Origin of the sequence: Arthrobacter sp. MAHUQ-56 (assembly GCF_019710585.1) — a bacterium.
Classification (GTDB): domain Bacteria; phylum Actinomycetota; class Actinomycetes; order Actinomycetales; family Micrococcaceae; genus Arthrobacter.
Map to the genome: position 1 here is coordinate 1 of NZ_JAIFZQ010000020.1, position 15,034 is coordinate 15,034.

The following is a 15,034-nucleotide window of genomic DNA, read 5'->3' on the forward strand; positions in this document are numbered from 1 at the left end:
GGCCTTCCATGAACGCCCGGGCGTACATGCCGGGGGAGGCGTGGCCCTGGAAGAACACCTGGTCCCCGCCGCCGGGGGCGTCCTTGCCGCGGAAGAAGTGGTTGAAGCCGACCTCGTACAGGGTCGCCGCCCCGGCGTAGGTGGAGATGTGCCCGCCAACGCCGATGTCGGGCCGCTGCGCCCGGTGCACCATGACCGCGGCGTTCCACCGCATGTAGGCCCGGTAGCGGCGCTCGTATTCCTCGTTGCCGGGGAATTCGGCTTCCTGGTCCACCGGGATCGTGTTCACGTAATCCGTGGTGGTCACCATCGGCACCCCGACGCTCTGCGCGCCCGCGCGCTGCAGCAGGCTCCGCATGATGTATTGGGCACGCTCGGTGCCCTGTTCCCTGATCAACGCATCCAGGGACTCAACCCACTCGGCAGTCTCTTCCGGATCACGATCAGGCAGCTGGTTAGTCAACCCGCTGAGGATATGGGAGGTATCTTCTCCTGCAGCCATGGCAGCCTTCTTTCATCATTGAATACTCGGCATCAGTTTTCGTTATGCGAGAAAACATTATTGCTCTATGAGATTAGGTTCGAGTGGCGCGCCCGGTCAACGCAGGGCGGCCAAGCTGGCAAGGTCCGGGCCTTGGCGCTGGAAACCAACCGTTTGTGACTGCCGCGAAGGCACGCTACGGCTTGACCGTGAGTGATGCAGGTCATAGCATTATTTCACTATTCAATATCTCGATTCCGCCTTGTGGAATAACAGAAACGACCTCCGCGTCGGCCTCACCACCGGAATCCCCAAAGAATTGAGATTTCTTATGCAGACCCCACCCCCGGCGGGCGTTGAGGCGGCCAGGGACCTGACAACGTCGTCGGATGCTCCTGCCCCTACCGCAGCCAGCGTAGAAACCCTGTGCAATGCCGCAAGCGAAGCATCAGGCGTGGCCATCAGCTCCACCCTCTACAACGCAGACCTTGCCCCCACCAAGCGTGCCGGCCGCAGCTGGTCCAGCTACAGCATCTTCACCCTCTGGGCCAACGACGTGCACAGCCTGGGCAACTACGCGTTCGCCATCGGCCTGTTTGCCCTCGGCCTGGGCGGATGGCAAATCCTGCTGGCTCTGGGAATCGGCGCCGCGCTGCTGTTCGGGCTGCTCACCCTCTCCGGCTTCATGGGAGTGAAGACCGGAGTCCCCTTCCCGGTCATGAGCCGCATCAGCTTCGGCATCAGGGGAGCCCAGATCGCAAGCCTCCTGCGTGGTGCCGTGGCGGTGGCGTGGTTCGGGATCCAGACCTACCTCGCCTCCGTCGTCTTCCGCGTCATGCTCACGGCCATGTTCCCGCCCCTGGCGGAGCTGGACAAGGATTCCATCCTGGGCCTGTCCACACTGGGATGGGCGGCGTTTGTGACCTTGTGGGTGGTCCAGCTGGTGATCGTCAGCTTCGGCATGGAGATGATCCGCAAGTACGAGGCTTTCGCCGGCCCGGTCATCCTTGCCACCATGGCCGCAATGGCCATCTGGATTTTCGTGGAAGCCGGGGGAAGCATCGCCTGGTCGTCCAACAAGGCCCTTGAAGGGCCGGAAATGTGGCTCACCATTTTTGCCGGCGGCGCCCTCTGGGTCTCCATCTACGGCACCTTCGTCCTGAACTTCTGCGACTTCACCCGCTCGGCGGTATCCAGGAAAGCCGTGGTCCGCGGCAACTTCTGGGGCATCCCCATCAACATGCTGGTATTCGGCGCCATCGTGGTGGTCATGGCCGGCGGGCAGTTCAAGATCAACGGCACCATCATCAAGAGCCCCTCGGACATCGTCCAGACCATTCCCAACACGCTCTTCCTGGTGCTGGCCTGCCTTGCCCTGCTGATCCTGACCATCGCCGTGAACCTCATGGCCAACTTCGTGGCTCCCGTGTATGCCCTGACCAACCTGTTCCCCACCCGGCTGAACTTCCGCCGCGCGGCCATGGTCTCCGCCACCATCGGGCTGGTCATCCTGCCGTGGAACCTCTACAACAACCCCTTGGTCATCGTGTACTTCCTCGGCGGTCTTGGCGCGCTGCTCGGCCCGCTGTTCGGCGTCGTCATGGCCGACTACTGGCTGATCCGCCGCGGCAAGGTCAATGTGCCGGAGCTGTACACGGCATCCACTGAAGGGGCCTACTTCTACCGGAAAGGCGTCAACCCGCGGGCAATCGTCGCGATGGTCCCGGCGGCGGTCCTGGCCCTGCTGATTGCATTCGTTCCCGGGCTGGCATCCGCGGCCCCGTTCGCCTGGTTCTTCGCGGCAGGCATCGCCGCCGTTGTCTATTTCTTCATCGCAGACCGCAACCAGCGCCTGGAAGACCGCGACGGTGAGACGATCGCCGTCGCCAGCACCCACTGACACACCCATCCCGCCCGCCAAGGAAGCCCCGTGCGCATTCTCGTAGCAAACGTCAACACCACCTCCTCCATGACCGAATCCATAGCGGCCTCGGCCCGCAGCGTCGCTGCCCCGGGCACCGAGATTGTCGGCATCACGCCCCGCTTCGGGGCGGACTCCTGCGAGGGGAACTTCGAAAGCTACCTGGCGGCCATCGCCGTCATGGACGCCGTCACCTCCTACCCGCAGCCGTTCGACGCCGTCATCCAGGCGGGGTACGGCGAACACGGGCGCGAAGGGCTGCAGGAGCTCCTGGATGTGCCGGTCGTCGACATCACCGAGGCGGCAGCCAGCACGGCCATGTTCCTGGGCCACAAGTACTCCGTGGTCACCACCCTGGACCGTACCGTGCCGTTGATCGAGGACAGGCTGAAGCTCGCCGGCCTGGACGCCCGATGCGCGTCCGTCCGGGCCAGCGGCATGGCGGTCCTGGAGCTGGAGGAGGAACCGGACCGCGCCGTGGAGGCCATCATCGACCAGGCGATGCTGGCAGTCACCCAGGACAAGGCGGAAGTAATCGTGCTCGGCTGCGGCGGCATGGCCGGCCTGGACGAGCAGATCCGGCAGCGGGCCGGCGTGCCGGTGGTCGATGGCGTCGCTTCCGCGGTGACCATCGCCGAATCCCTGGTCCGGATGGGTCTTTCCACCTCCAAGGTCCGGACCTTCGCCGCGCCGCGGCCCAAAACCGTCATAGGCTGGCCGCTGAACAAACCGGCCATGCCGGTGCAGCTGTAGACCAGGAGAACACGTGAGCACATCCCCTTCCCGCATCGCCGTCGTAACCGGGGCAGGCTCCGGAATCGGCCGGGAGGTAGCCCGGCAAATGCTGGCCGACGGCTACCGGGTGGCACTTGCCGGCCGCCGGGAGGCGCAGCTGTTGGAAACGGCGGAGGGCCACCCGAGGGCGCTGGCGGTGCCATGCGACGTCACCCGGGCCGCCGACGTCGAACGCCTCTTTGATGCCGTCCGCCAGAAGTGGGGGCGCGTGGACGTGCTGTTCAACAACGCTGGCGTCTTCGGCCCCGCGGCCGGTGTGGACGAAATCAGCCTGGATGACTGGAATGCCACCCTCGCCGTCAACCTCACCGGATCGATGCTGTGCGCCGCGGCCGCCGTCCGTGCCATGAAGGCGCAGGAGCCGCAGGGCGGCCGGATCATCAACAATGGATCCATCTCCGCCCATTCACCCCGGCCGCGCACCGTCGCGTACACGGTGACCAAACATGCGATGACCGGCCTGACCAAGAGCATCGAGCTGGATGGCCGGGGGTATGGCATCACCTGCGGCCAGATCGACATCGGCAACACGGCCACTGACATCATGGACACCATCGGCGTCGGTTCCGGGGCACTCCAGGCCGACGGCAGCCGGAAGGTCGAGCCGATGTTTCCGGTAGCGGACGCGGCACGGGCGGTGCTGATGATGGCCAACATGCCGGCCTCGGCCAGCGTCGGGTTAGTGGTGGTCACCGCCGCCGGAATGCCCTTCATCGGCCGCGGCTAACTCCCCGGCTGGGAGGGCGCCGAGAGAGGCAGGAGGGCCGAGAGGTCCGCGCGCAGGCCGGAGGCCGCCACCTTCCCCGAGGCCACGGCGTCCGCCCAGCTCAACTGGCCGGTGGCCATCGCAAGCCAGGTGGCGGCGTCGCACTCGATGACGTTGGGCGGGGTGCCGCGGGTGTGCCGCGGGCCCTCCACGCACTGCGTGACACCGAACGGCGGGACGCGCACTTCCACCGAGTTGCCCGGCGCCCGGGCGGTGACCTCCTCAAGGGTGTAGCGGACGGCAGTGGCCACGACTGGCCTGGGAACGGGAAGGTCCGACGACGGCCCTGCACCTTCGAGCCATGCAGCCAGCGCCGCTTTACCTTCCTGGGCGTCAATACGACGGCGGGCTACGGCCATGTTTCGAGTCTTCCTTTTTGGTGCAGGCAGGGTTGGTGCCGGTTGGGTCTGTTCAGTCGTGTCTGTTCAGTCCAGGAGCGCGGAAACGGCGGGGCCAAGCCGGATCTTCCCCACCGGCCGGCCGCCGCCGAGCACGGGTTCGACCACTTTTTCCAGGACGCTCGCCACGCCCGGGATCTCCACCGCGCCGGCCGCCGCCAGGAGCGTCAGGGCCACCAACGATGTGGCACGGATGTTGCCGTCCAGGATCTTGACGGCAACGGAGACACCCTGCGGCGTCGCCATCGCCAGGACACCTTCAGCGCCGATCTTGGCAATGATTTCCAGCTCGTCCATCACCAGGGTGTTTGCCTCGCCGCGGCCCTGAACAGCCCATGGATAATCCAGCATGGAGGTGGCAATGGTGGCGGCCCTGGCGTTGAAGCTGTGGTCACCGGGGGCCTTGGCCAGCTGGGAGTAGGCGCGGGCCAGCCCCGTGAGCGACACGGCGGCCACGGGCGCGCCGCAGCCGTCGATCCCCAGGTGCGCGATCTTCTCGCCCGTATATTCCTCGATGGCGGTGCGCACGCGCTGCTGCAGCGGGTGGTTGGGCTCCAGGTAGCTGTGGGTGTCCCAGCCGTTCTCCGTGCACGCCCAGAGGAACGCCGCATGCTTGCCCGAGCAGTTGTAGGCCAGCCGGGACTTTCCCTTTTCGGAACGCACCAGCCAGTTCCGCGCCGTTTCATCCTGGGGCCAGGCTTCCGGGCACTGCAGCTGGTCCTCCCGGACCCCGGCCGCCTTGAGCATCCCGGCAACAACATCCATGTGGTCCAGTGACCCCGTGTGGCTCCCGCACGCGATGGCCACCTGTGCGCCGCGCAGTGGCACGCCGGACTGCATGGCGGCCAGCGCCTGGAACGGCTTCAGTGCGGACCGGGCATAAATCGGGGTGTTGATGTCGCCCAGCTCGGTGACCACAGAGCCGTCGGCGGAGAGCAGCACCGCGGAGCCGATATGCCGCGACTCCACGAAGCCGCTGCGTTCGATTACGGCCAGTTCGACGGCGGAGTCAACGGTGAAGGTGGCATGCGGATTATGCGGCATGCTGCCAGTCTATGGGCCGCCGCGGCCGAAGCCTGGATACTTCGATGCCTACTGCACGGTGACCATCACCGACTGCCAGCCAGAGGCGCCGTCCGGAACCGGATCAGCCCGCTGGTCCGTCTGGACCTCGCCGGTGCCATCCGTGGCCCGGACCTTGATGTAGTGGGGGCCGGGCGTGGCGCCCCATTCGTATGACCACTGGCGCCAAGTGATGGTGGAGGCTTCCGCGGAAAGGGTCGTTTCCACCCAGTCGCCGTTGTCGATCTGGATTTCCACCTTGGTGATGCCCCGGGTCTGGGCCCAGGCGGTGCCACCGACGGCCACTTTCCCGGCCGGCACCTTCGCAAAGGACTTGGGTACCTCCACGCGCGCCATGGTCTTGATGGGGCCGCGCTCGGACCAGCCGCGATTTGTCCAGTAGGCCTTGTTGTCGGCGAAGCGGGTGACTTCCAGGTCCACCACCCATTTGGTGGCGGACACGAAACCGTAGAGCCCGGGGACCACCATTCGCACCGGGTAGCCGTGCTCCAGCGGCAGCGGTTCGCCGTTCATGCCGATGGCCAGCATGGCGTCGCGGTCGTCCTGGAGCACCTCCAGGGGAGTGGAGGCACTGAACCCGTCAACGGATGTGGACAAAACCATGTCCGCGCCGTCCTTCGGCTTGGCCCGGGCCAGCACCTCGCGGAGGGGAAGGCCAAGCCACTTTGCGTTGCCGGCCAAATTGCCGCCCACCGGGTTGGACACGCAGGTCAGGGTGACATGCGATTCGATCAATTGTGCATCCAGCAGGTCCTGGAAGGTAAGCGTCACTTCCTGCTCCACCAGCCCGTGCACGCGCAGTTCCCAGTCGTCGACGTTGATTTCCGGAACACTCAGGGCGGTATCGATGCGGTAGAACTCATTGCTGGGCGTCAGCCACGGGGTCACGCCCGGCACCGGGGACTGGACGCCCGCGGGCACAGGAGCGGCGGCCTTTGCCGGTGCCGGCAGGCGCAGGGCCTCCCGGGCCTGGGCCACGTTGTTGCGCGCGGCACCCAACAGCCGTCCGCCCGTGGCCGCAATACCGGCGGCTGCCGCCGTAATCCCGGCGGCTGTGAAGAAGCCACGGCGGCTGGTGCCTCCACCCTGCTGCCGCGCGTCGTCGTCGGCTGCTTGGTCCGCCGGCGCTTCGGGCCATTTCTTCATCCCCCACAGCGGCACCATCAACCGGTGCAGGGCCACCAGGCCCGCCAGTGTCCCCAGTACGGTCGGAATGGCGTCCGCGGGGCCGACGCCCGCCCGGGTCACCACGCAGGCCACGATCACGGCGCCCATGAACAGCACACCCAGGACGCCCAGCGCCCACTTCCGGTAGGCCACCACGCCAAGTATGCAGGCAAGCACCGCGATGGTCAGGCCCATGCCCACGAAAAGGGCCGCCTTGTCGTTGGTACCGAACGTGGCGATCGCAAAGTCCTTCAGCCAGGGCGGCGTGAAGTCGATGAAGGTGGACCCCAGGGCGAACAGCGGGGTTGCCCGGGCGGTGAAGAACGCGCCAATCAGCTCCGCAACGGCAAGTACGACGGCGGCTGCCACCACGCCTGCCAGCGCGGCCATGGCGGCGGGGCCGGTTTTCCGGTTTCGAAGCGTTGTCATGTGTATGGTTCGGAGCGGGCGGGCACCCGGATTGACCGCCGGGCAGGGAAGGTCACAGCTTAGGAGCGGGCAGGGTACACAAAGTACCCTTGGAGACTGTGAAGGTACTCGTCATTGGCCCCGGAGGCCGCGAACACGCCATTGTCCGCTCCCTGCTTGCCGACCCCAACGTGTCCGAGGTCCACGCGGCGCCGGGCAATGCCGGGATCAGCAAACTGGTCCCCACCTACAACATCAACGGCAATGATCCCGAGGCAGTTGCGGAGCTGGCTACCAGGCTCGCCGTGGACCTCGTGGTCGTGGGCCCCGAGGCGCCGCTCGCCGCAGGGGTCTCCGATGCCGTCCGCGAAGCCGGCATCCCCGTCTTCGGACCCAGCAAGGCAGCCGCCCAGCTCGAGGCCTCCAAGGCCTTTGCCAAGGAAGTCATGGCGGAAGCCGGCGTCCCCACGGCCATGGCCATGGTCGCCGCCAACGCCGATGAAGCAGCCTCCGCGCTGGACACCTTCGGCGCGCCGTACGTGGTGAAGGATGACGGCCTCGCGGCCGGCAAGGGCGTGGTGGTCACCCGGAACCGGGAGGAAGCCCTCGCCCACGCCCAGTCCTGCTTCGACGCCGGCGGCTCCGTGGTGATCGAGGAGTTCCTGGACGGGCCGGAGGTTTCCCTGTTTGTCCTCTGCGACGGCCAGAACACCGTGGCGCTCTCACCTGCGCAGGACTTCAAGCGCATCTTCGACAACGACGAAGGCCCCAACACCGGCGGCATGGGCGCCTACACCCCGCTTGAATGGGCACCGGAAGGCCTGGTCCAGGAAGTCTTGGACCGCGTTGCCCAGCCCACCGTCAACGAGATGGCCCGGCGCGGAACCCCGTTCGTAGGCGTGCTGTTCGTCGGCCTTGCCCTGACCTCGCGCGGCACCCGCGTGATCGAGTTCAACGTCCGCTTCGGCGACCCCGAAACCCAGGCAGTCCTCGCCCGGCTCAAAACCCCCCTCGGCTCCCTGCTCATGGCAGCTGCGAAGGGCGAACTGGACAAGGCAGAGGAGCTGAGGTGGGCTAAGGAGACCGCCGTCGCCGTCGTCATCGCCTCGGAAAACTACCCGGACACTCCCCGCACCGGCGACCGCATCCGCGGGCTCAAGAAGGTGGAGGCCCTGGACGGCGTGCACGTCATCCACGCCGGAACCGCCCTGGACGCGGACGGCAAGGTGGTGTCCGCAGGCGGCCGCGTCCTGGCCGTCGTCGCCCTCGGCAGCGACCTGGTGGAGGCACGGGAAAGGGCATACGACGGCGTGGAGCTGATCCAGCTGGAAGGCTCCCAGTTCCGCAGCGACATCGGCCGCAAGGCCGCCCGGGGCGAAATCAAGGTCCCCTACGGCGCCACCGGCTCGCTGCCCGTAGTGAAAGCGAAGGCCTGACATGAGTGAAACGCCGGTGAACCGCGGGTACGCCGCCAAGACCCTGGACCTGCCCGGATGGACCCATGTCTACTCCGGCAAGGTCCGCGACCTGTACGAGCCGGCTGACGAGTCGATCGTGCAGCGGCTTGGCCAGGACTGCGTGCTGGTGGTCGCCAGCGACCGCATCAGCGCCTACGACCACGTGCTCTCAAGCGAGATCCCGGACAAGGGCCGCATCCTCACCCAGCTGAGCCTCTGGTGGTTCGACCAGCTGGGCGTTGAACACCACGTGCTGGGCTCCACCGAGGAGGACGGTGTGCCGGCCGAGGTGCTGGGCCGGGCGATGATCTGCAAGAAGCTGGACATGTTCCCCGTGGAATGCATCGCGCGCGGCTACCTCACAGGTTCCGGGCTGCAGGAGTACAAGGCACTGGGCACGGTCTGCAACATCCCGCTGCCCGAGGGCCTGGTGGACGGATCGCGCCTTGACCATGCCATTTTCACGCCGTCCGCGAAGGCGCTGATCGGTGAGCACGATGAGAACATCACCTACGACGCCGTGGTGGCGCTCGTGGGGGACGACATCGCTGCCCGCCTCAGCGAGCTGACCCTGAAGATCTACACGACGGCGGAAAAGATCGCCCGGGAGCGCGGCATCATCCTCGCCGACACCAAGGTGGAGTTCGGGTACGACGCCGTCTCCGGCTCCATCACCCTGGGCGACGAGGTGCTCACCCCCGATTCCTCACGGTTCTGGGACGCTGCCACGTACAAGCCGGGCCAGGCGCAGCCTTCCTACGACAAACAGTACGTGCGCGACTGGCTGACCTCGGCCGAATCCGGCTGGGACAAAGCCTCGGACACCCCTCCGCCGGCGCTTCCGGCGGACGTGGTGGAGCGTACCCGCAGCCGCTATGTCGAGGCGTACGAGAAGATCACGGGGAAGAGCTTCACATAAACAAGGGCGGGCCCGGGAGTCCCGGGGCCGCCCTTAGCTCTCCTTAGCTCGCCTGCCTTTAGCTCGCTTGGGCGGCCGCGGCGGCCCGCTTTTGGGCGAGCCTGATTTCGAGGATCGCGTCCAGCGCCTGCTGCACGCGATCCTGTGCACCGGCGGCGGCGAATGCCTTTTGGGCTTCCTCAAGGTGCACCAGGGCTTCGTCTGTTTCGCCCGAGGCCTTCAACGACTTTCCGAGGAGGAGCGACACCTCGCCGGCCGTGTGCTTGCCGAGGGCATCGCGCTCGGCATGGATCTCGCGCAGCTTCTCGACGGCGGCCACGATGTCCCCGGTCAGGTACAGCCAGCGCGCCCGGATGAAGGCCACCTCAAGCTCGTCGCTCTTGGTTCCTCCGACGATGGAGAAGGCGAGTTCAGCGCGCTCGATGGCCGACAGGGTCTCCGGCTCCACGATTCCCGACGAAAGCCGGACGGCGGCGGAGGCTTTGTTGAAGCGCGCCCACAGCTCGATGTCATTGGCGGGGGAGAGCAGCCGGGCCGCCCGCTCGTGGTGCTTCACGCCTTCTGCATAGTCGTGCCGCATGAAGGCCACGTTGCCGATCACCCAGGCCACCTCGCCGGCGAGCTGGGACATGGCATGCTCATCCACTTGTTCGAGCAGGGCCTGGCAATACTTCCAGGCCTCATCCAGCCGCCCGCTTTCCGCGAGGGCACCGATCAGGATGCGGTGCGCCCCGATGGCCACCGTTGAACCGCGGGGCAGGTTGACAGATAGCTTGACAGCTTCGAGCGCGTGCTCAACAGCGACGGAGAGCTGGCCCTGGCCGTGGCACACAGCAGCCAGCATCTGGCGGGCACGCACGCCAAGACCCACCGATTCCGTTGCCATGGGGTGTTCAAGGAGGCGTTCGATGATCTTCCGGCACTCCTGCAGGTCACCCTGCTTCATGAGGCATTCAGCCTGCATGTACGTCATATTCCACCAGGCGCTGGTGTTCTTGCCGTCGAGTGCTATCTGCGCGGCAGCCGCGGCGTGGCTGGCTGCCAGGGGGTAGTCGCGCAAGTCCCACGCCTGGCGCGCGTACAGCCCTGCGAGAACGTATTCAGCGTCGCTCACGGAAATGGGCTGGCTCCAAGCCTCCAGTGCCTTTGGTGCCAGCTCCAGCCTGCGAGCCAGTTCCTCGATTACTTCGGCCGTCGGTTCCCTTCGGCCGGTTTCGAGCAGCGAGATGTAGCTGGGTGAATACAGGTCCTTGCCCAGTTCGGCCTGTGTCAGTCCACGCTCAAGGCGCTCCGCCCGGAGCTTTTCTCCGAATCCGTTGCCCACGCGTTTCCTCCTTCTGGACAGCTGGGGCCGAATGCTTGACAGCCCCTGTGGAAAATATTTTACAATGTGTGTCAACAAGGACAGTGCTGGCTTTGTAACGAATCCGACTCGTATTGAGGAACTTATATGTTGAAGAAGATCGCAACCGCGGCCGCCTTGGCTGGGGCCCTGGCTTTTTCCGCGGCGGCTCCGGCCGTCCTGTCTGCAGGTTCCATCGCCGATAACTCGGGTACGTCGGTAGCAATCGGAAACTGGCCTGACCCCGCCTCCACCAAGGTGAAGAAGGACAAGAAGACCGATACCACCTACACCACCTACATCGGCAACTGGCCCGATCCCGCATAAACAGCTTCCTCACACCAGGAGGCGATGGACAGCCCCGGAGCACCAGCTCCGGGGCTGTCCTGTTTTCCGCCGTGACCGGATCGCAACAAAAAAAGAGGGCCTCCGCAAGGAGACCCTCTTTCCATTTTGGTCGGGATGACAGGATTTGAACCTGCGACCTCTTCGTCCCGAACGAAGCGCGCTACCAAGCTGCGCTACATCCCGATCCGCTGCAAAAGCAACTTTACAAGGATAGCCGATCCCGGGCTCCGATGCGAAATCCAGCTTCGATGGCCCGTCTCCATGGTCTGAGGTGGCCCGCCGGACCAGGGGTCAGACCAGCGAATCCTTCCATGCCCCGTGCAGGTCGGCGAAGCGGCCGCCGCCGCCGATGAGGTCAGCCGGGGTGCCGTCCTCCACGATCCGGCCGTCGTGCACCACCAGCACCCGGTCCGCCGTCTCGACCGTGGAGAGCCGGTGGGCGATGATCAGCGCGGTCCTGCGCGCCCCTTCCGTCCCGGCGAGCAGCCGTGCCAGTCCGGCCTGGACCAGGCGTTCGGAGGGGATGTCCAGGGAGGAGGTGGCTTCATCCAGGATCAGCACCGCCGGCCGCGCCAGGAAAGCCCTGGCGAAGCTGATCAATTGACGTTGCCCGGCGGAAACCCGGCCACCGCGCTTGTTGACGTCGGTGTCGTAGCCTTCGGGGAGCTGCAGGATGAATTCGTGGGCCCCGACGGCCTTTGCGGCTTCCTCGATCTCGGCACGCGTCGCTTCCGGCCGGCCCAGGGCAATGTTGTCCGCCACGGATCCGCTGAACAGGAAGGCTTCCTGCGTGACCATGACGATGTTCCGGCGCAGGTCCTGGGTGCCCAGGTTCCGCAGGTCGATGCCGTCCAGCGTGAGGTTTCCTGAGGTGACGTCGTAGAAGCGGGCGATCAGCTTGGCCAGCGTCGATTTTCCGGCGCCGGTCTGGCCCACCAGGGCTACGGTCTGCCCGGCCGGGATGTGCAGGTTGAGGCTCGGTACCACGACGGGCCCGTCCCCGTAACGGAACTCCACGTCCCTGAAGTCGATGTCGCCCTTGGCGCCGGAGAGGGGAACGGGGTTTTTGGGCGGCCGTACGGTGGGCACCTCCTCCAGGAGCCCGGAGACCTTTTCCAGGGCCGCCTGGGCGCTTTGGAACGAGTTGTAGAACATGGCCATCTGGTCCACCGGCTGGAAGAACCGTTTGGTGGAAAGGATCAGCGCCAGCAGCACGCCCACGGCCAGGTCCCCGGTGAGCACCCGGAAGCCGCCGAAGAGCAGCACTACGGCAACGCAGACGTTGCCGATCAGCACCAGGCCGGGCTGGAAGATGCCGTTGAGGTTGATGGACCGCACGGTGACCCGGCGGTAGTCCTCGGCGAGCTGGCCGTACGTCTGCGAGTTTTCCCGCTCCTTGCGGAAGGCCTTCACGGCCCGGATGCCGGTCATGGTTTCCACGAAGTGCACGATCAGCCGGGCCGAGACCACCCGGGATTCGCGGAAGGCGATCTGCGAGTGCTTCTGGTACCAGCGCGCCAGGAAGAACATGGGCACCCCGGCCGCCAGGACCAGCAGGCCGCTGCGCCAGTCCAGGGCAAAAATGGTCACCGCGGTAAAAGCCATGAAGAGGATTCCCGACGCCAGCGAACTGACGCCCGAATCCAGGAGTTCGCGAAGGGCCTCAAGGTCTGAGGTTTGCCGGGCAATGATCCGGCCGGAGGTGTATTTCTCGTGGAACTCCAGGCTCAGCCTTTGGGTGTGCCGGAACACCCTTACCCGCAGGTCCAGGAGCATGGCCTGGCTGAGCCGCGCGGTGGAGGTGACGTACAGGGCGGTGAGTCCCGCCGTCGCGATGGCCGCGAGCAGGTAGGCGGCGCCGGTGAACACAAGGGGCAGGTTGTCGCCGGCCTGCAGGGCGGGCAGCGCGTGGTCGATGCCGAAGGCGATCAATGCCGGGCCGGCCACCCGCGCAGCCTGGGATAGGACCACCATCGCAATGGTCAGCCAAAACCGCAGCCGCACCGGACGGATCAGCGATCCCAGCAAGGCGAGCGACCGCCGTCGTACTGCCCTGCTGTCACTCCTGCTGAGGTGGGCGTTGTCCTCGTTCGCAGTGCCGAACGTTGCCGTGCTCATCGCGTCACTTCCTCTGCCTGGTCTTCCAGGGCAGACAACTCAGAATCCAGGTCCTGTGGCTCACGGTCCAGGCTGGCGATCACGTACCTGTAGTGGGCATTGCGGGCCAGCAATTCGGTGTGCGTCCCGACGTCGGCGATGCGGCCGTCCTCCAGGAGCGCCACGCGGTCGGCCAGCGCCACCGTTGAGGGCCGGTGAGCGACGATCAGGGTGGTGGTGTCCCTGAGCACCTCCCGGAGGCGGGCCTCCACCAGTTCCTCGGTATGGACGTCCAGGGCTGAGAGGGGATCGTCCAGGACCAGGACCCGGGGATGCGCCGCGATGGCCCGCGCCAGGGCAATGCGCTGGCGCTGCCCGCCGGAAAGGCTCAGGCCTTCCTCGCCGATCAGCGTGTCCACCCCCTCCGGCAGCGAATACGCGAAGTGCGCCTGCGCAACGTCGAGGGCTTCGTCCAGCACCTGGTCGCTCCGCACCGGGGCTCCGAGCAGGACGTTGTCCCGGACCGAATTGGAGAACAGCGTGGTGTCTTCGAAGGCCACCGCCACGGTCCGCCGCAGTTCCTCGACGTCGAACGCGCGGATGTCGACGCCGTCGATGCTGATGGCGCCGTCGGTAACGTCATAGAGGCGGGGCACCAGCTGGATCAGGGCGCTCTTGCCGCTGCCCGTGATGCCCACCAGGGCCATGGTTTCGCCGGGGCGGACATCAAGGTTGACGTCCTTGAGGATCGGCTTGTCCGGCTCGTCCTCGAAGGCGAAGGTTGCGTTGTGGAAGCTGAGCGCGCCGGCCAGCTGTACGGGGCGGCGCGGCTCGGCGGGGCTGGTGATGGTGTTTTGCGTGTCCATCACCTCGTAGTGGCGGTCGACGGCGGTCTTGGCAGTGAGTGCCATGGCCAGCAGCATGCCGGAGAACTCCACGGGGGAGGCGATGACCGCCGCGGTGGCGAAGAAGGCCACCAGGGCGCCGATGCTCAGCTGGCCGCCCGCGCACAGCATGATGCCCACGACCAGCGCGGCGCCCAGTGCGAGCTCGGGCAGCAGGGTGACCACCATGGTGAACGTGGCCTGGTGCCGGGCTTTCGCGATTTCCGTCTGCCGCAGCTCCTCGGCCTGCTCGTTGAAGTTCTCCAGGGCCTCCCGGCTGCGGCCGAAGGCCTTGAGCACGCGGATACCGTGGACGGACTCCTCCACAGTGGTGGCCAGGTCCCCGGCCTGGTCCTGGCTGCGCCGGGCAACCTTGCTGAACCGGGTCCGGAACCGGAAGCTGTTGATGGTGATCGGGACGGCGGCGGCGAGGAAGATCAGGGCCAGCTGCCAGCTCATCGAGAACATCGCAACGATGCCGATGATCACCGTCAGGGTGGTCACCACCAGCATGATGGCGCCGAACGCCATCCAGCGGCGGAGGAAGTTCAGGTCCGTCATGGCCCGGGACAGGAGTTGTCCGGATCCCCAGCGGTCGTGGAACGAAACGGCCAGGTCCTGCAGGTGGTCATAGAGGGACACCCGCATCCGGGTTTCGACGCTGGTGGCCGGGTTGATGACGAACTGCCGGCGCAGCGCCACCAGGCCCGCTTCGGCGATGCCCAGGACCAGGATGACGCCCGCCGACACCCAGACCGCCTCCGCCGTGCCGCCGGGCTGCAGCACGGTGTTCACCAGGACCCGGAGGACCTGCGGGATGGTCAGGGCAACGATGCTGGCCAGGAGTGCGCAGAGAAGCCCGAGCAGCAGCCGGGGGAGGATGGGCCGCACATGGGGATAGAGCCGGCGGATTGATCTGAAAAATGGAGTCTGCTTGGCCACGCCCGCTTCTCAAGCTCTAAAACGAA

Annotated in this window: 12 protein-coding genes, 1 tRNA gene and 1 pseudogene; 6 read left to right on the top strand and 8 right to left on the bottom strand. The window is 66.2% G+C overall.

Going from position 1 to position 15,034, the window contains the following annotated elements:
* Nucleotides 1–502: pseudogene (locus K4G53_RS12360) on the bottom strand (pyruvate dehydrogenase (acetyl-transferring), homodimeric type); the annotation flags it as partial.
* A gap of 310 nt (nt 503–812) precedes the next feature.
* Here K4G53_RS12360 and K4G53_RS12365 point away from each other — a divergent pair.
* From K4G53_RS12365 to K4G53_RS12375, 3 genes are read left to right on the top strand one after another with little or no spacing between them, the layout of a single operon-like run.
* A complete protein-coding gene (locus K4G53_RS12365) occupies nt 813–2,381 on the top strand; it encodes an NCS1 family nucleobase:cation symporter-1 (protein ID WP_221386009.1) in 1,569 nt (522 codons plus the stop codon).
* A 30-nt stretch (nt 2,382–2,411) separates the two neighbouring features.
* On the top strand, nt 2,412–3,155 hold the full coding sequence (locus tag K4G53_RS12370; RefSeq protein ID WP_221386010.1) for an aspartate/glutamate racemase family protein: 744 nt from the start codon (nt 2,412–2,414) through the stop codon (nt 3,153–3,155).
* A gap of 13 nt (nt 3,156–3,168) precedes the next feature.
* On the top strand, nt 3,169–3,924 hold the full coding sequence (locus K4G53_RS12375; RefSeq protein ID WP_221386011.1) for an SDR family oxidoreductase: 756 nt from the start codon (nt 3,169–3,171) through the stop codon (nt 3,922–3,924).
* On the opposite strand, the gene K4G53_RS12380 is transcribed toward K4G53_RS12375, so the two are convergent.
* The 3 genes from K4G53_RS12380 to K4G53_RS12390 form a co-directional block, all read right to left on the bottom strand.
* Complete coding sequence (locus K4G53_RS12380; RefSeq protein ID WP_221386012.1) at nt 3,921–4,322, bottom strand: sterol carrier family protein; 402 nt, start codon at nt 4,320–4,322, stop codon at nt 3,921–3,923. The two genes, K4G53_RS12375 and K4G53_RS12380, sit on opposite strands and share 4 nt — an antisense overlap.
* Nucleotides 4,323–4,388: 66 nt before the next feature.
* Nucleotides 4,389–5,405, bottom strand: coding sequence for an asparaginase (locus tag K4G53_RS12385; protein WP_221386013.1), 1,017 nt, complete (start codon nt 5,403–5,405; stop codon nt 4,389–4,391).
* Nucleotides 5,406–5,453: 48 nt separating this feature from the next.
* Nucleotides 5,454–7,040: a molybdopterin-dependent oxidoreductase gene (locus K4G53_RS12390; RefSeq protein ID WP_221386014.1), complete on the bottom strand. Its 1,587-nt coding sequence runs from the start codon at nt 7,038–7,040 to the stop codon at nt 5,454–5,456.
* 98 nt (nt 7,041–7,138) lie between these two features.
* Between K4G53_RS12390 and purD the strand changes: the two genes are divergently transcribed.
* Entirely contained in the window at nt 7,139–8,455 is a 1,317-nt protein-coding gene (purD, locus tag K4G53_RS12395) for a phosphoribosylamine--glycine ligase (protein ID WP_221386894.1), read from the top strand.
* A 1-nt stretch (nt 8,456) separates the two neighbouring features.
* Nucleotides 8,457–9,395 (top strand): phosphoribosylaminoimidazolesuccinocarboxamide synthase, encoded by a 939-nt coding sequence (locus K4G53_RS12400; RefSeq protein WP_221386015.1) that lies wholly within the window; start codon nt 8,457–8,459, stop codon nt 9,393–9,395.
* Between the two features lie 58 nt (nt 9,396–9,453).
* On the opposite strand, the gene K4G53_RS12405 is transcribed toward K4G53_RS12400, so the two are convergent.
* Nucleotides 9,454–10,719, bottom strand: a complete 1,266-nt coding sequence (locus K4G53_RS12405) for a helix-turn-helix transcriptional regulator (RefSeq protein ID WP_221386016.1) — start codon at nt 10,717–10,719, stop codon at nt 9,454–9,456.
* A gap of 126 nt (nt 10,720–10,845) precedes the next feature.
* On the opposite strand from K4G53_RS12405, the gene K4G53_RS12410 reads away from it, so the two are divergent.
* Entirely contained in the window at nt 10,846–11,064 is a 219-nt protein-coding gene (locus K4G53_RS12410) for a hypothetical protein (RefSeq protein ID WP_221386017.1), read from the top strand.
* Between the two features lie 127 nt (nt 11,065–11,191).
* Here K4G53_RS12410 and K4G53_RS12415 read toward each other — a convergent pair.
* The 3 genes from K4G53_RS12415 to K4G53_RS12425 form a co-directional block, all read right to left on the bottom strand.
* Nucleotides 11,192–11,268: transfer RNA gene (locus K4G53_RS12415), tRNA-Pro, on the bottom strand.
* A 108-nt stretch (nt 11,269–11,376) separates the two neighbouring features.
* Complete coding sequence (locus K4G53_RS12420; protein ID WP_221386018.1) at nt 11,377–13,203, bottom strand: ABC transporter ATP-binding protein; 1,827 nt, start codon at nt 13,201–13,203, stop codon at nt 11,377–11,379.
* The gene (locus K4G53_RS12425; RefSeq protein WP_221386019.1) at nt 13,200–15,008 is read right to left on the bottom strand and encodes an ABC transporter ATP-binding protein; all 1,809 of its coding nucleotides are present in this window, start codon (nt 15,006–15,008) and stop codon (nt 13,200–13,202) included. The genes K4G53_RS12420 and K4G53_RS12425 overlap by 4 nt, the downstream gene beginning before the upstream one ends.
* Nucleotides 15,009–15,034: the final 26 nt, after the last annotated feature.